The sequence below is a fragment of the Dyella acidisoli genome, assembly GCF_030160295.1.
GTDB lineage: Bacteria > Pseudomonadota > Gammaproteobacteria > Xanthomonadales > Rhodanobacteraceae > Dyella_B > Dyella_B acidisoli.
The window spans coordinates 1-17013 of sequence record NZ_BSOB01000005.1; the positions used below are offsets into that span (position 1 = coordinate 1).

The 17013-nt window shown below is 59.6% G+C and carries 8 protein-coding genes; 3 read left to right on the forward strand and 5 right to left on the reverse strand.

The genetic code is table 11. The annotated features are described in order from the left end of the window. Positions 1-460: 460 nt before the first annotated feature. From QQJ86_RS02150 to QQJ86_RS02160, 3 genes are all read left to right on the forward strand, one after another. Positions 461-1126, forward strand: a complete 666-nt coding sequence (locus QQJ86_RS02150; RefSeq protein WP_284319258.1) for a response regulator — start codon at positions 461-463, stop codon at positions 1124-1126. Then, the gene (locus tag QQJ86_RS02155) at positions 1123-2973 is read left to right on the forward strand and encodes a sensor histidine kinase (protein WP_284319259.1); all 1851 of its coding nucleotides are present in this window, start codon (positions 1123-1125) and stop codon (positions 2971-2973) included. The genes QQJ86_RS02150 and QQJ86_RS02155 overlap by 4 nt, the downstream gene beginning before the upstream one ends. 447 nt (positions 2974-3420) lie before the next feature. Next, the gene (locus QQJ86_RS02160) at positions 3421-8916 is read left to right on the forward strand and encodes an autotransporter-associated beta strand repeat-containing protein (protein ID WP_284319260.1); all 5496 of its coding nucleotides are present in this window, start codon (positions 3421-3423) and stop codon (positions 8914-8916) included. A 93-nt stretch (positions 8917-9009) separates the two neighbouring features. On the opposite strand, the gene QQJ86_RS02165 is transcribed toward QQJ86_RS02160, so the two are convergent. From QQJ86_RS02165 to QQJ86_RS02185, 5 genes are all read right to left on the reverse strand, one after another. Beyond that, positions 9010-9396, reverse strand: coding sequence for a VOC family protein (locus QQJ86_RS02165; RefSeq protein WP_284319261.1), 387 nt, complete (start codon positions 9394-9396; stop codon positions 9010-9012). Positions 9397-9735: 339 nt separating this feature from the next. Continuing rightward, positions 9736-11148, reverse strand: a complete 1413-nt coding sequence (locus QQJ86_RS02170) for an FAD-dependent monooxygenase (protein WP_284319262.1) — start codon at positions 11146-11148, stop codon at positions 9736-9738. 79 nt (positions 11149-11227) lie between these two features. After that, entirely contained in the window at positions 11228-14323 is a 3096-nt protein-coding gene (locus QQJ86_RS02175; protein WP_284319263.1) for an efflux RND transporter permease subunit, read from the reverse strand. Next, positions 14320-15465, reverse strand: a complete 1146-nt coding sequence (locus QQJ86_RS02180; protein WP_284319264.1) for an efflux RND transporter periplasmic adaptor subunit — start codon at positions 15463-15465, stop codon at positions 14320-14322. The genes QQJ86_RS02175 and QQJ86_RS02180 overlap by 4 nt, the downstream gene beginning before the upstream one ends. Next, complete coding sequence (locus QQJ86_RS02185; protein ID WP_284319265.1) at positions 15462-16946, reverse strand: efflux transporter outer membrane subunit; 1485 nt, start codon at positions 16944-16946, stop codon at positions 15462-15464. Before QQJ86_RS02185 ends, QQJ86_RS02180 begins: the two co-directional genes overlap by 4 nt. Between the last annotated feature and the right edge of the window lie 67 nt (positions 16947-17013).

Sequence of the window (17013 nt, forward strand, 5' to 3'; positions counted from 1 at the left end):
CAGGTGGCTGTAGTGCTTACCCATGACGTTCCTTTGGGAGAGGGTGTTGCACTTGAGTTTAGAGACCGCCGTTACTTTTCTTTGGGCCCGCAAAGAAAAGTGACTCGGGCCCTTTAGGGTCCGAAAGCGCCGCAGGCAATGCCCCAACACCACGACATGCTCAGCTGAGGCGAGAGGCTAATCAGGTCCGGGAGGGAGGGGGCACGCTGCAAATCTCCCCGGACAGCAGCGGACCTTCGCCGGTATGACGATACGCTCTCAAACAGAATCACTGTGAACCTCGACTTTTCGTGAGGAAAACGAAAAATCGTGGGGCGCCATAGAATTCTTAGCGCTTTGTTGATAGCGGCCACGTCGCGCAGCCGCCCGGCTTCTACAAAGCAAGCCAGCGTTGGAGAGGGCAACTGCCTAACGCATAATACGCAGTCGGTACGACGTACGGATCGGGGCAGGGTAGTCCATGACATCGATAGAGCTGAGTCCGGCGCTCATCGTCGAAGACGATCCGGCCACTCGGCGGCGCCTGCATGCGTTGCTGGTCGGGCTGCTTGGTGCAGATGCCGTTATTACAACGGCCGATTCCGTTGCGTCGGCGATGGCGGCGGCTGGGAAGGAGCGGTTCGCGTTGGCATTGGTCGACGTGGGCTTGCCTGATGGCAACGGGGTGGACGTTATCGCCTGGTTGCACATGCATGCGCCCGATACCGTTTCGGTAGTGATCTCTACCTGGGGGCATGAGGACACCGTGCTGGCAGCGCTGCGTAGCGGAGCGACCGGCTATCTGCTCAAAGAAAGCGAAGACATCGAGCTCAGCCTGTCGCTAAAAAGCTTGCGGCGGGGCGGTGCTCCGATCGATCCGGTGATTGCGCGGCGAATTCTTGCGCAGGTGTCGGTGCCCGAGCCCACCGTCGAGACCGACAAAACGTCCACGCCACAGCTTTCCGAACGAGAACTGGAGATTCTTCACCTGGTCGCGCGCGGTTACAGCAACCCCGAAATCGCGGCCATGACCGGGCTCTCGCGTTTCACCATCGAAGATCACACCAAAAAGATCTATCGCAAGCTGGCGGTGAACTCGCGCATGGCGGCTGTATTCGAAGCGAACTCCTTGGGTTTGCTCAAGTGACGTGGCGTGTCCTGGTTGGCATCGCCTTGTTGTGGCTTTTGGCGGGATGCGCGTCTCACCGTGCGACCGATCGCGACGCGCTGGTTACCCTGACCCAGGCCGATGCAGTACGGGGAAGCTGGCAAGGCAACGAAGCGCCCGTTGAGGGCTGGATGCCAGTGAGTTTGCTCGATGATTGGAGTAAACGCTGGCCGGGTCACGACGGTGTGGTCTGGTATCGCTTGCACATGAACGTGCGCGATGCGAACCAGCCGATTGGCTTGTTGCTCGACTATGTGTGCCTCGCCGATGCCGTATACGTCAACGGCAGCCTGGTTCATCAAGATCCCAGCCTGACTGAGCCGCTTTCACGCAGTTGGGTAGCGCCGCAGTATTTCTTGCTCGACAAGCCGTTGCTGCAATCTGGCGACAACATCGTGTTGATTCGTGTCTCGGGCCTGGCGGCTTATCAACCAGGCTTGGGCGCCGTTCGTTACGGCGATGTGCAAGTGGCTTATTCGGAGTACCGCAAAGGTTGGTTGGCGCGCTACCAGCTTCGCTTTTTCGATTTTGCGATCAGTGCTGTGCTGGGTGGCGTGTTCCTGATGATGTGGCTGTTCCGCCGCAAAGATGCCACTTACGGCTGGTATGCGCTCAACGTCTTGATCGGTGCAGTGTTTGAGTGGAATTACATTGCATCGGACGTCTGGCCATTTTCCGGTACTGACGGTTTCGAGGCTTTCAACGTCGCTGTTTACGTGGCCTATGTATGCAGCTTCGTGGTGTTTCTGCTGCGTTATTGCGAACAACGCTGGCCACGCTTGGAGCGCGTTCTATTTGCGTTGTCCTTGCTCGCGTTTGCTTGTGCACTGGTGGCACCGGGTTGGGTTGGCCCTTCGCGTGGGCCATGGATCGCTGTCGCATCGCTGATTTATTACATTGCGCTGCCGACGTTCATGATCCACGCATGGCGTAGCCGAAAAGCCGATCAGCGTGTGTTGGCGCTGTGTCTGATCATTCCCATGGTTGCATCGGTGCACGACATCCTGCTGTTTTATCAATGGGTGCATGACCGCATTTATCTGCTTGCATTGACGGCGCCGTTCACCCTTGTCGGCATGGGTTTTGTCTTGGCATACCGGTTTTCTGCGGCCATGCGTCGCGTGGATGGCTTCAACGTCGAGTTGCAAACCAAGGTCGATGCCGCGACGACCGAACTGTCCACCAGTCTGGAGCGCGAGCATACGTTGGCGTTGGCGACCACTCGCATGAGCGAGCGCCTGAATCTGGTGCGCGATCTGCACGATGGTTTCGGAGGCAGCTTGGTCAGTGCCATTGCGGCTCTGGAGCATCCCACATCAGAGCAGGACGTCAAACCCACCGTCGAGACATTGAAAGAGTTGCGTGACGACTTGCGTCTGGTCATCGACACCACGGCGCAGGATCACAGCCGAGACCTTGCCGAATTGCTGGGGCCGTTCCGCTATCGATGGACGCGACGCCTGGATGCGATCGATATCGAAGCGCGATGGCAGCTCGAATCGCTGGAGGGTTTGCATCTGAGCGCTGCCCAGCAACTGGACTTGTTGCGCTTTCTGCAAGAAGCGCTTACCAACGTAATGAAGCACAGCGGCGCAACATGCGTGGATGTGACCATGCGGGCGGCCGAAGCAAACTTGCACGTTACAGTGAAAGACAACGGCCGCGGCTTCGACCCGGCCGTCGCTCGTGCTGCCGCCAGTGGTGCTGGTCTCAGCAGCTTGAGTGCCCGCGCGCATCGCCTCAGCGGCGCGTGGACACTTGATGCCGAATCGGGTACAGGGGTCACCTTGAAATTGGTCGTCCCGCTTATCACGGCAGCGAGCTAAATAGCGAGCCCCCCGAGCTCGGGGATCGACGTTAGATACGTCAGCCGACAAGCTTCGCGCCGAACCATTACGTTTTTCGGTGCGCGATAGCACCCATCGCGATAAGCCCATGCGGAATGCGCAAACCTGACCGGAAGCGGATCGGGAAGGTGTCGTGTTGACTGCGGTTTCTGTCGCGTCGGTAGGAGCGTCGAATCCCGGTCGAAACGTAAAGCGGGGTGACGTCAGCGTCTTATTAACTGGGTTGCATCGTAGCGAGAAGCAACACGTGATTTCTGTGATCAACATCATTCGATCGATCACGCGAAGCAGAGAGTCATCGCGGCGCGTCGTCATGCACACCATCGATCTATGTATGCCTGATTAAGAAATTTTCCGCCCATCGAACGCAACCGCACCACCCACACAAACACACGATTCAAGTTCGTATCACAGGGGAAAACACACATGAATCATACCTACCGGCTTGTCTGGAACCGCGTGCTGCGCGTGTGGCAGGTAGCTTCCGAGTTGGCGCACGCACCGCAAGGCACGATTGTTCACGCAGATGTTGTGGCAAGTGCTGGTCCACGTCGACGTTTAGCACAAGCGTGTGCAGTGGCATTGCTTGGCATGTTCGCTGTGACTACGCCGATGCATGCAATGGCACAAACCATTGTCGGTGCTTCCGGCGGTGCAGGTTCGACGGGTACTGCGCGCAATTCGCCCCCGGGCGACTGGGGTATCGGTGGTTCCGGCGGTAGCGCAGCGGCAGAAAGCGGGACTTCGCCCGCAGCGGGTGCTGCCGGCGGGGATCAGTACAACGGCGGCAGCCAAGGTACTGCCGGCAGCGGTGGTGGCGGCGGCGGCGGCTCATACACTCCTTTCAACCTTTATGCAGGCGGTGCGGGTGGCGCTGCTTCCCAAGGTTGGTCCGCCGGCGGTGCGGGCGGTACCGGTGGCGCGGGCGGCGGCGGTGGTGGCGGCGGTGGTGGTGGTTATGCCGGTTGGTATCTCGGCGCGGCGTCCTCACCCATCTCTATCACCAATGCATACGTCGGTGGCGCAGGTGGTGCAGGTGGAAACGCCAACAGCGGCAACTCGACAGCGTCGGGTGGTAGCGGCGGCACGGGTGGTGATGGACTGGTAGGCAGCGCGTTCAACCTCACCGTGCAATCCGGTGCCAGCGCCACGGGTGGCAATGGTGGCAGCGGCGGTTCGAGCGGTGGCGCCGGCGGGGTGGGTGGAGTCGGCGGCGTCGGTGGGCAAGGTGGCAACGGCGGTGATGGCGTCGGCGGTTCTGGGTTCACGTTGACCAACCAGGGCAGTATCACCGGCGGTAACGGCGGCACGGGCGGTACGGCAGGAGGCCCAGTCGGTGGAGGCATAGCCGGTAATGGCGGTACGGGTGGCGCCGGCGTTTCGGGATCAGCAATAACTGTGGTGAATACCGGCACCATCACCGGCGGCAATGGAGGCAGTAGTGGCAATCCTGGTAGCGGCGCTGCTGGCACAGCAGGAGTGGGCGGTGCGGGTGTCGTTGCATCGGGCAATTCAACCGTCATCAACGCCGGCACCATTTCGGGTGGATTTGGCAATAACGGAACCGGCGCGCAAGCTGCTGCGGTGAATTTCACCGGCGGCGGTAACACCTTGTTGTTGGAAGCGGGTTCGACCTTGAACGGCAATGCGGTTAGTGCCGGTGGCGACACGCTTGCGTTGGGCGGCAGTACCAACAGCAGCTTCAACGTCACCCAAGTCGTTTCGGCCGCTTCAGGAAGTCTCAGCGGCACTCAATACATCGGGTTCAGCACGTTGCAAGAGTCCGGCGCGGCCACCTGGACGGTGACAGGCACCAATAGCAGCGGAACAGGCTGGACGCTCAATTCAGGCGTGTTGTCGGTGTCATCGACCAACGGTGCCGAACTGGGTCCATCCGTCACGTTCAACGGCGGCACGCTCAACTTCACCAACAGCAGTGCGGCGACTTACACCGGCAATATCGTGGTCGGCAGCAACGGTGGCACGCTCAACGCTGACGGCGGTGATCCGACGAATTTCACCAACAATGCAGTCACGCTTACCGGCAATGTTTCCGGTGCAGGAGCATTGGTGCTGAATGCCGATCCAGCAAGCGTGAACGGGCTGGTGGTGCTCAATGGCGCAGGCAGCACGCAATCGGTCGGAACCCTCACTGCCGATAACGGTATCGTCGAGATCGGCGATGGCAGCACGTCCGTCAACGTGGCAGTCGGCAATCTCAATGTAAATGGCAGCACCGAGCTGAGCGTGTCGCACAACGCGGTGCTGCAGGTAAACGGTGCAATCAATGCGGCGAGCGGCTCCACGCTCATGCTCAACGGTGAACTCGACGTCACCGACAGTACGGCGATCGGAGCGCAGCTGGGCATCAACGGGTCGGGCACCGTTTCCGTTGCCCAGGGCGCAACGCTCAACTTGCAACAAGGTTTCTATGGCGAAGGGCTGCTGACGATAAGCGGCAATGGCACGTTGCTCGACACGGGCACGGCCAGCAACATCATCGGCATGACGATAAACAGCGGTGCGACCTTTCAGATCGGCAACGGCGGCGTATCCGACAGCATCATGGTCGGGCCGTTTGGTTTGACGAACAACGGTACGCTGATTTGGAACCACAACGATCAGGTGGCGCCGTCGCTTTCGATCAGTGGCAGCGGTGGGCTAGTTCAGGAAGGCACGGGCACTTTGACCTTGAGTCAGACCAATACTTACACCGGCGCCACCGTGGTGAATAGCGGCACGATTGCAGTGACGAGCACGGGCAGCCTTGGTACGGGAGCACTGAACATCGCCAGCGGCGGCGAAGTGGATCTCGCCAACACTGCGCAACAGATTGCATCGCTCAATGGTGCGGGCACGCTTCAGCTCAACGGCACCGCACTCCAGGTCACGGATAACAGCACGAGCGAGTTTTCGGGCTTGATCGGCGGCAGCGGTTCGTTGAACTACAGCGGCAGCGGATCGTTGATTCTCGACGGCAATAGCAGCGCCTTCGCTGGCAGTACGACGGTGGCAAGCGGCATGCTGGTCGTCGGCAGCGTGAGCGGCAATGGCGCAACCCTTGGTGGTGACGTAACGGTAGATAGCGGTGCGATATTGCGTGGTCACGGCACCATCGGCGGTAGCGTGAATGTGTTGAGTGGCGGGTATCTGGCTCCAGGCCATTCCATCGGCACACTTACCATCAATGGCGACCTCAACCTGGCACAAGGCAGTGTGCTGAATTACGACTTCGGTTCACCGGGTGCGAACTTCCAGACGGTGGGTACTGGCGACAGCGTGCATGTTGGCGGCAATCTTTCGCTCAACGGCGCCACGCTCAACGTCAACGATGTCGGCGGCATGGGAGCGGGGCTGTACAACGTATTCACCTATGGCGGCACGTTGAGCGAAACGAACGGTGGCCTGACGCTGGGTACCACACCGGCCGGCCAGATTTTGCAATTGCAAACCCTGACGACGCAGAAGCAGATCAATCTGATCGATACCACCGGCCTTACGCTGAATTTCTGGAATGCCAACGGACAGGCTTCCAGTACACAGATGGGCGGCGGCAGCGGTACCTGGTCGGCCACCGCGCCGCAATGGACTGATGCCAGCGGCGGTGTGCCGAATACAACCATGCAGCCGCAGCCGGGTTTTGCAATCTTCGGCGGCACGCCGGGCACGGTGACGGTGGACGATAGTGCCGGCGCAGTGCAGGCGAGCGGCATGCAGTTCGCAACGAATGGCTACGTGCTCAGTGGCGGCACGTTGACGCTGACGGGTACGGCGGCGGTGATTCGTGTTGGCGATGGTTCCAGTGCGAGCGCCGGCATGACCGCCACCATCGACAGCGTGCTGGCGGGCAATGCTGGATTGACCAAGACCGATGCCGGCACCTTGGTGCTGGGTGGCATCAATACCTATAGCGGCGGTACCGCCATCAATGGCGGCACGTTGGTCGTATCGAGTGATGCCAACCTCGGCAACGCTTCCGGCGGCCTCAGCGTTAATGGCGGTACGCTGGAAAATACCGCGGCTTTCAGCACGGGCAGAGCGATCACGCTTGCTGGTAATGGCACGTTGCAAACCCATGCCGATCTCACCGTCTCGGGCGTCATCGCAGGCAACGGCGCATTGAACAAGACCGGTACAGGCACTCTGACTCTCACCGGCGCCAACACCTACAGCGGCGGCACCACGATCAGTGCGGGCACGTTGCAAGGCGATACACACAGTCTGCAGGGCAGCATCGTCGACAATGCTGCGCTGGTGTTCAATCAGAACGATCGCGGCGTATTCAACGGCACGCTTTCCGGCAACGGCCAGATCGCCCTGCAGGGCGGCGGCACATGGGTGATCGACAATGCCAATACCACCTTCAGTGGCGCCACTTCGGTAAATGCCGGCACGCTGGTGGTTGGCGACGATAGCCACGCCGATGCATCGCTGGGTGGTCTGGTCACGGTGAATGCAGGTGCGACCTTGCAAGGCATCGGCACCATCGGCGGCCTGAATCTCGCCGGCACCATAGCGCCCGGAAACTCCATCGGCACCTTGCACGTAACGGGCGATGTAGTGTTCCAGAAAGGCTCCATCTACCAGCTCGAAGCGCTACCCAACGGCAGCAGCGACCAGATCGTGGTGGGCGGCAAGGCGAATCTGCTTGGCGGCAATGTCACCGTGCTTGCCCAGCCCGGTTTCGTCGCTACGCGTACCGAGTACACCGTGCTCACTGCCAGCCAAGGCGTCAGCGGTCGATTCGATGGCGTCAGCAGCAATCTCGCTTTCCTCACGCCGGTGTTGAGCTACACCGCCAATGCGGTGGATCTCACCCTGCAGCGCAACGACATCGCGCTGACGAACGTGGCAACAACACGCAACCAGCGCGCCGTGGCCGGCGGCATCGACAGCCTGGGTTACGGTCAGGCGATTTACGACACGGTGCTGGGCATGAATGCCGCGCAGGCCCGTGCCAGTTACGACGCGCTGAGCGGTGAGCTGCACGCCAGCACACGCACCGCCTTGATGGACGACAGCTACTACGTAAGAGACGCGGTCAATCGTCATCTGCTTGGACAGGATGGTGCAGGCGGTGATGGTCGATCCGCGACACGTGGCGACGTTACGGCGTGGACGTCCGTATGGGGGCATGCAAGACAAATCGACAGCGACGGCAATGCATCGCAAATGAATGCGAATGGCGGCGGCGTGCTGGTGGGCGCCGATATCGTTGCGGACAATCAATCCAGGCTTGGCGTTTTTGCCGGTAGCGGCGAGCAATCCTTGCGGATGGTGACACGCGACGACAGTGCCACGGTGCATGCCACACATGCAGGCGTCTATGGCGCCACGCAATGGAGCGCATGGCAGCTGCGTGCCGGTTTGGCTTATGGATGGCAACGGATCGACAGCACGCGCACAACCGGATTGACCGGCATGGCGACGACTGGCGCACGCTACGACGCAGGCTTGACACACGGCTATGTCGAAGGCGCATATCAGTTTTTGTTTGGCCAAACCGCACTGGAGCCTTATCTCAATGTCGCACGCATGCAATTGCACACCGACGCCATCCACGAAAGATATTCCACGGCGGCACTGGACATTGCTGGTGAAAACACAGGCGTAACCACAGCCACTTTGGGCGCGCGTATCCATGCCGGACTCGATCACAAGGGTATCGCGCATGCCTATGCCGATCTGGGTTGGCGGCGTGCATGGGGTGTCACGATGCCGGCGATCCAGGCACAGTTCGCCGCAGGAGGTTCGTCCTTCACAGTGGATGGTCTGCCAATCGCGCGTAATGCCATGGTCGTCGATGCAGGACTCGACCTGCAGCTCAGTTCGCGTGCTGTGATGGACTTCGGTTATCACGGTCAGTTTGCCAGCCGCGACAAAGATCATGCCGTGCGGTTGAGCCTGAGCGTAGCGTTCTGACTTGATTTAAAAGTAGGCGGCCAAACACAGGCATGTATGGCCTGTGCTTGGCATAAGAGCTTTGTGAGCTAGCGGTCGTGGCTGAGCTGTCAATCACTGACCAGCAGGAGGTTGCCAGAGCTCGACCTTGTTCCCATCGGGGTCAACGATCCAGCCGAACTTGCCGAACTCCGATTCATCCACCTTGTCTTCGACCTGCACACCTTCGGCTCGTAGCGTCGCCAGCAAGGCATGAAGATCCTCGACACGATAGTTGATCATGAAGGGAGCCGTACTCGGAGCGAAGTAGCTGGTGTCCGCAGCGAACGGACTCCAAGCGGTCGTGCCAACACCTTCGGGGTTGTCAGGCCCCTTCCATCGAAACGCGGCGCCACCCCATTCCTGGACGTCCACCCCGAGATGCGTTTTGTACCAAGCACCAAGGGCTTTCGGGTCCTTGGATTTGAAGAAGATTCCACCGATGCCAGTGACTCGTTTCATGGTTGCTCCAGTGCAGACGGATCGAAACGCGGATTATGTGCGGCCTAACGCTTGAATTAACGGTTGCGTTGAACGAATAGCAGGGGCGAAATGGAAGGCACGATAGCGCTGCTTTGCGCTACCCGTAATGACACGATAGGCGCGCATGATGGCGTTAGCGAGTCGATGACACTCTCCTCATTCCTTCAAATCTATTACGCCAGTTTGGAGCAAATAAAATCAGTCGGTTACGTCATTTTTAGGGATGGCTTAGCGACAATCTTGTGAAAGAGGGCGCGATTACGGAGATCATCGCAAAAGGTCACACGGGTGATCCGTCAGCAGTCTGTTGCGGAACCGTCATCCCCACAGTGAAAATTTCAGGAAATTGATAGGTAAGCCTAGCAATGTCAGGCTTTCGCGTATCAGACGATTGGCGTCAGTAGCCGGGCCGTCGTGAATGATGATTTTGTCGGGTCGTATGACAGCCGCCCAGCCGACGGAAACAAGGCGCGGCAGAAACGCGCTATCCAGATCCTCCCAGGCACCATGCGCTTCGACATGCAAGCGCTGTCCGCGATGAATGATCTGAACAATGGAGCCGCCTGCTGCGGCGAAAGCGGCAGCGATCGAAGCATCCAGAAAACTACTGACATCCACGCCAAATCCTATTAGCGCAAAGCCGCGGCCCAATACGTCATCGCTAAGGCGTGTCGTGCCATCGCTTCCTCTCACCCGGGTTTGTGGAAGAGGGGAGCCGTGCGCCAACTTTTCGCCCTTGTTCTGCTTTACGAAAAGTCCTCGCCGAAAGATGTTCCTGGGGTTGATGCCCAACTCCTGTAGATAAGTCGGCCAAGGTGACACGCATCGCAGTAGACGCAACAGTCCATGCATGATGAGGCCGGGGCCGCGATGGCGAGGTGTCACACACTTTCTTATGAAATTTCCAAAGCCCATCATCGCATTCATGTGTGGGCGTCGTTCTTCGTCGTACGTGTCGAGAATTTGCGCATCGGCATGATCGTAGATGACCCACGCCAGCTTCCAGCATAGATTGGCCGCATCGTGTAACCCCGTTGCGAGGTCTTGATCCAACCATGGCGGCGCGGTGTAGGCGGCATCGCCCGCCAGAAACACGCGTCTGGATGCCGTCGATTCCATGTCTTCGTGGTTTCCATCCTGGGCAAAGATTCTCGCTTTGGAGTTTTGCTCGATGAGTTTACGTACGAGTGAGTGGGCGCCGTCTGCACTGATGAGATAACGGGTCTCGACCGAATACCTTCGCCCGTGGCCTAGATCCAGCGTAGCGATAATGCAGTCTTGCTTTGAGGCGAAGTCAGTGAGCGTTGCGCCCACCACCATATCTGCGCAGTCATCACGTTCCAACTGCTGGCGCAGACAGTGCTCAAGATCGTGCTGGTGCACGGAGACGAACTTTGGATGTCCATGGAGGTTATTCACCATACTGAACTTGCCGAATGCGGGCCGCCGCATGCGTACATGTGGCATGGCGGTTGCGTCAAAGTCGCGCTCGGTGATACCTATCATTTGCAGGATGCGCAATGCATCGTTGTTTAGTGCGATGGCGCCGTGCATCGTCGGGCTGTCGATGGCTTTGTCGATCGCCATCACATGTACACCGTAACGTGCCAATAGATTGGCGATCGTTGCACCCAACGCCCCCAAGCCGACGACCAGGACATCCACGGCTTGTGGCAATTTTGCGTGCAATCCGGGCTGGCAAGAAGTCGAGGCGTCGACGTTGGTGCTCAACGCGCTGCCTCGTGTGCACCACTTTCCTGGTGGAGAGCTATGCTGCACGATCGAACCGCCATCAGATAAGAGAGCGTTTTCATGACGTCGCTGTATCCAGGTCGGCATCTTCTGTCGTTGGAGCGCGCTTGAAGCGACGACGCAGCCACTGTTCAAGATCGTCTACGTAAGTAAACGTCACTGGAATCACGATCAGGCTAAGCAACGTGGAGGCGATCAAGCCGCCAATCACAACGATGGCCATCGGTTGGCGGAAACTGGGTTCCGCGCCCAGGCCGAGCGCATTGGGCAGCATGCCTGCGCCCATGGCGATGGTCGTCATCAAGATGGGGCGTGCTCGTTTGTGGCAGGCGTCCATCAGTGCGCCCATGCGGCTCATGCCGCGTTCGTGCCGCGCGATCACGGCGTATTCGACCAGCAGGATCGAATTTTTGGTCACGATGCCCATCAGCATGAGCAAGCCAATCAACGCCGGCATGGAAAAGCTCATGCGAGTTATCAGCAGCGAAAACACTGCGCCACCGATCGACATCGGCAGTGCACACAAGATGGTGACCGGTTGCAGGAAGTCTGAAAACAGCAGCACAAGCACGGCGTACACGCAGAAGATGCCGATCGCCATGGCCAGGCCGAAGCTCTGGAACAGCTCGCCCATGTGCTGCACTTCGCCTTGATCAACCTGGTGAACACCGGCAGGAAGATGTTGCAGCGCCGGCAATTGTTGCGCTTCACTGTTGACTTCGCCGAGTGTGCGTCCGTTGAGTTCAACAGACAACGTAACGTTGCGATCCCGATCTATCCGGTCGATCTGCGATGGACCGCTGCCGATGGAGAGCGTGCCGACGGAGGCCAGCGTTACGCTGCCATGGTTGCCAGCCACGCGCAGTTGCCCGATGGCATCCAGATCCTGCCGCAACGCCGGATCGAGACGGACACGCAGGGCAATCTGCCGCTCGGGAAGATTCAGCTTGGGCAGCGAGGTGGAGTAATCGCCATAGGTGCCGATGCGCACGGCATCCGCTGTGGCTTGGCCTGTTACGCCCAGGGCAGCGGCCCGTGCAGGATCTATCCGGTACTGCACTTCGGGACGTTGTAGCGCTGCACTCGACGTTACGTTGCCGATGCCGTGTAGTGTTCGCAATTGCTTTTCCAATTCCGCCGCTACCGTTTCTAATGACGCGGCATCATTGCCGCCCAGTGTGAGTTGCAGCTTGTCGCCATTGCCGCCATTGCTCACCGATACCCGTACGCCCGGCAGATCGCGCAACTGCGCGCGAATCGCATCTTCCACTGCCGGCTGCTTCAGACTGCGCTTGCTACGCGGAACCAGATCGACGATGAGTGTCGACGTGCGCGCATCGGCGGCGCTGCTCGCACCATTGACGGGGTCGTTGTCGTCATTGGAGCGGCCGATAGAGGCGAAGACGCTCTCGACTTCGGGCAATTGGCGGATTAGCGTTTCGGCCTGCAATACGGTGGCGCGACTCGATTCCAGCGTGCTGCCTGGCGCCAGTTCCAGTTTGACCTGTGTCTGCGATTTGTCCTGCAGTGGAATGAAGCCAGTCTTCAACGCAGCGATCATCGCGAAGGAAAGCAGCAGAAACACGCTGACGACTGCCATAGTGCGGCCCCGCCTGCCAAGGCACGTGCGCACCCAGCGCAGATAACGCGTCATCAGTGGACTGTCATGCTCGACAGGGTTGACTGCCTTCATCAGATAAGCGGCCATCATCGGCGTGAGCAATCGCGCAACAAGCAACGACATCACCACAGCCACCGACGCCGTCACCCCGAATTGCCGGAAAATCAACCCGGGAACACCCGACATGAATGCCGTTGGCAGAAACACCGCCACCAGCGTCATGGTCGTGGCGATCACGGCCAGGCCGATCTCGTCGGCGGCTTCCATGGCCGCCTGGAAGGGCGTTTTGCCCATCCGCAGATGGCGCTCGATGTTTTCGATTTCGACGATCGCGTCGTCGACAAGAATGCCGACTACCAGTGAAAGGGCCAGCAACGTCACCGTGTTAAGCGTATATCCGGCCAGGTACATGAAGCCGAATGTCGGGATGATCGACAGCGGGAGTGCCGCTGCGGAAACCAGCGTGGCTCGGCCATCCCGCAAGAACCACCACACCACCGCGATGGCGAGCAGCGCCCCCTCGATCAGCATGCTCATCGAGCCTTCGTAGTTTTCCTCGACGGGCGTGACGGTGTTGCTTGCTTCGACGATATGCACTTGCGGATGTGCTGCGGCGAACACTGCCATGACACCGCGTATATCGTGCAGCACCGTTACATCCGAGGTGCCCTTGGCGCGCGTGATCTGCGCGCCGATGACCTGTTTGCCATTCAAATAGGCGTACGTGGTGCGATCTGCAGCGCCATCGAAAACGCGGGCAATCTGGTCGAGACGCACGCGCCGACCGTCGCCCGTGGTGATGGTCAGTGCGGTCACATCCCGTGCGGAGCCCACGCCGATCAACGTGCGTGCCGATTGACGCTGACCGCCGATATCGCCTTGGCCGCCCGAACGATCGCGTTGCATGGCTTTTAGCTGGTCCGAGACGGTTTCTGCGGTCAAGCCAAGGCCCGACATCAGGGCCGGATTCAGGTCGATGTGCACTTCACGGTCGATGCCGCCGATGCGGTCGACCTTGGAAACGCCTTTGACGGAAAGCAGCGCCTTGCTCAGGTCGTTGTCGACGAACCAGGATAGATCCTGCTCGTCCATCGTTGCAGAGCTGATGCTGTAGGTGAGCAGGGCAGAGCCGGCCGTGTCGACTTTCGATACCGTGGGAGCAGCCATTTCGCCAGGCAGATCGGCACGTGCACTGTCCACTGCATTACGCACTTCGCTAAGCGCGGCTTGCGGATCTTTTTCCAGCTTGAAAGTGACGCTGATGTTCACCGCTCCGTCGGTGATCTTGGTGGTGATGTGATCCAGCTTCGATAGCGAGGTGAGCTTGTCCTCGATCTTTCGCGCTACCTCGTTTTCCAACTGCGACGGCGCGGCGCCTTCGAGCGAGGCGGAGATGCTGATGGTCGGCAGATCCATATCCGGAAAATCCTGCACCTGCAGCTTGTGGAAGCCGAGCAGGCCGAAAATGGTGAGCAGAATGAAGCACAATACCGCGGGTACGGGATTGCGGATCGACCAGGAAGAGATGTTCACAGACTCGTCCCCTGCGTCGTGCCATGTGTTTCGGTAACGCTGGCAGTCTCTTTTTGCTGCGACACCCTTACCGTCGAGCCTTCAGACAGAAAGCCGCCGCCGCTGGTCACCACGCGCGCCCACAATTCGAGTCCGGAGAGGATTTCGCAGCGTCCGTCGTGGTGACGTCCCGCCATGACGGTGCGCTTTGCCACGGTCGTACCGTCGCTATTGAGTATGTACACATCGGTGCGGCCGTCGCGCGATACCAGTGCCGATTCCGGCAACGTCAATGCCGGCGTTGCGCTCAGTTCGATGTAACCACTGGCAAACATGCCGGGTTGGGCGTCATGTCCGTTCAGCGCGACATAGACGATGGCACGGCCAGTGTTGGTCGACAGCGTTGGAGACACCAAGCGCACCGTGCCGTTGATCACTTTTCCACCGGGCAACGTGACGCGTGCAGGCTGTCCGGCATGGATGCGCGACAACTGCTGTGCATCGACTTCTGCCTGCCATTCGATTCGCCCTTGTCGTATGAGCCGGAACAGTTCCGTGCCGACACTCACTACGTTCCCAAGCAATGCAGAGCGCGACGAAATGATGCCGTCGTCGACTGCGACGATGCGCGTTTGGGATAAGGCGATGCGCTTGTTTCGCAGGTCGGCTTCAGCCGAGGCCAGCGCAGCGCGGTCGACCGCTTCCGTGATGCGGTACTCATCAAGCTTCTGCGTCGATACGGCGCCGCTGTCAGCAACCAGTTGGGAGCGTTTCACGTCAGCTTCGGCCTGCTGCAGATTGGCGCGTGCCTGCGCAACGGCAGCCTCCTGCTTGCGCACGTCTGCGGTCGCCGTGTCATCTGCAAGGTGCGCAAGCAACTGACCACGTTTGACTTCGCTGCCTACGTCGGCGGACAGATCGGTAATGCGCAAGCTGCCGGTCTCGGCGCCGATCACCGCTTCTTGCCACGCGGCGGTGTTGCCATCGGCCTCGATGGTGTCAGGCCAATTCAGATACTCGGGTTGGACCACACTCACGGTTAGTGCCGCAAGTGGTGTTTGTGTCTCGGCGTGGGCAGGCGAACTAGGCGCCAGTCGCCAGATGGTGACTCCGGCAACGATGGCAAGGACTGCCCATGCAGTCTTGGGATGACTCAACTTCACAGTGTGGTTCCTTGCGAGGCGGTGGGTGTGGTGCGCGCAGTCGATGTCACGGCATCGCTGGTTTGCCAGCCACCGCCCAGGGCCTTGTAGAGCGAAATCCAGCTACGGATGTGATCTCGCTGCACTTCGATATATGTGATATTTGCGCTGGTGTACGAGCGGCGCGCTTGTTCCAATGTCAGAAGGGTGTCAAAGCCTGCGTGCCAATTGATTTCCGTTGCGTTTTCATAACCACGGTATTGCTCGACAGCACGACGCGCATCATCGCTGCGGCGTGCAGCGCCATCGAGATCGACCAGCGCCACCTCGACCTCTTTAACTGCGGTCAGGACTGCGCTGTGATACACGGCCAACTGTTCGTCATAACTGGCTTGTGCCGAATTCACCGCAGCCTTGCGCTTGCCCGCATCGAACAGTGGTATCGACAAGCTCGGGCCGAACGACCAACTGGAGAGAGGTGCAGTCAGGTTGGTGGCCGAGACTGTCATCGAGCCCGACAGCGACAGGCTTGGGAAACGGTCTGCACGCGCTTGCCCGATGGAGGCGTAGGCCGCAGCCAGCGCACGTTCGGATGACGCCAAATCGGGGCGCTGGCGCAGCAAATCGGCCGGAACGGACTCCACACGGAACGCCGCTGGCTGAGGCAGATCAGGTGCTCCAGGGCGGTCGATGATAGTGCGTAACGTCGGTTCGTCTGCACCCGTGAGCGCCACCAGCGACTTGACCAGTTCTTCGCAGGTGACGTTTTGCTGTGTCACCGTTGCGTTGGCGCTGGCTGTGTTGGCGTCTGCCAGGTAAGCGTCGGAAGCTGCCGTCATGCCGGCAGCAGCGGAGGCACGCGTGGTTTTTTCCGTTTGTGCGTAAGACGTCGCCGCCTGTTGATACGCGAGAATAAGTTGGCTGCAAGCGCGGTACTGCACGTAGTCGTCGGCAACCTCGGCGGCCAGCGAAACACGTGCGTCATGCCAGTCGTCGACGCGGGCTTCCAGTTGCGCTTGTGCGGATTCGCGACTCGAACGCACTTTGCCGAACAGATCGATTTCCCAGGATGCATCCTGCGCGTTGCTGCGCGTCGTTGTCAGGCTCGTTACGTTGGTTTTGCCTAGTGTGATGGCAGATTTTGCGCGCGTGACCGATCCATCGTCGGTCAATGTCGGCCAAGCATCGGCGCGTGTGGATGTCACCGTGGCGCGAGCCTCGCTGATTCGGGCCACAGCCTTGGCGAGTGTGGGGCTGTTGATCTCGGCCGTACGGATCAGTTCGGCCACTGCCGGATCGTCAAAGCGTCCCCACCAATCGACCAGGTTCTCCACGTTTCCATCGTGCGGCCGTTCGGCCTGCCAGCCGGTCGCCGTGGCCATGTGTGGGGCCTTATAAGCCGGCTGTAATGCGCAGGCGGACAGTAAGAGGCTGCTCGCGATCGCGACCAGCCATTTCAAGTGATGGGGATTTTGCTCGATTCTGCTCAATGCACGCTCCACGGCCCGAATGGGGCCGAAGGGCGTTATTGTCCGGAGCGCATCATTTAGCGCCGTATGGTTAGGTTAA

What these genes read in the sequence shown, in the direction of transcription:
- QQJ86_RS02150 (WP_284319258.1), top strand. Translation starts at nt 461, where the DNA reads ATGACATCGATAGAGCTGAGTCCGGCGCTCATCGTCGAAGACGATCCG.
- QQJ86_RS02160 (WP_284319260.1), top strand. Translation starts at nt 3,421, where the DNA reads ATGAATCATACCTACCGGCTTGTCTGGAACCGCGTGCTGCGCGTGTGG.
- QQJ86_RS02165 (WP_284319261.1), bottom strand. Translation starts at nt 9,396, where the DNA reads ATGAAACGAGTCACTGGCATCGGTGGAATCTTCTTCAAATCCAAGGAC.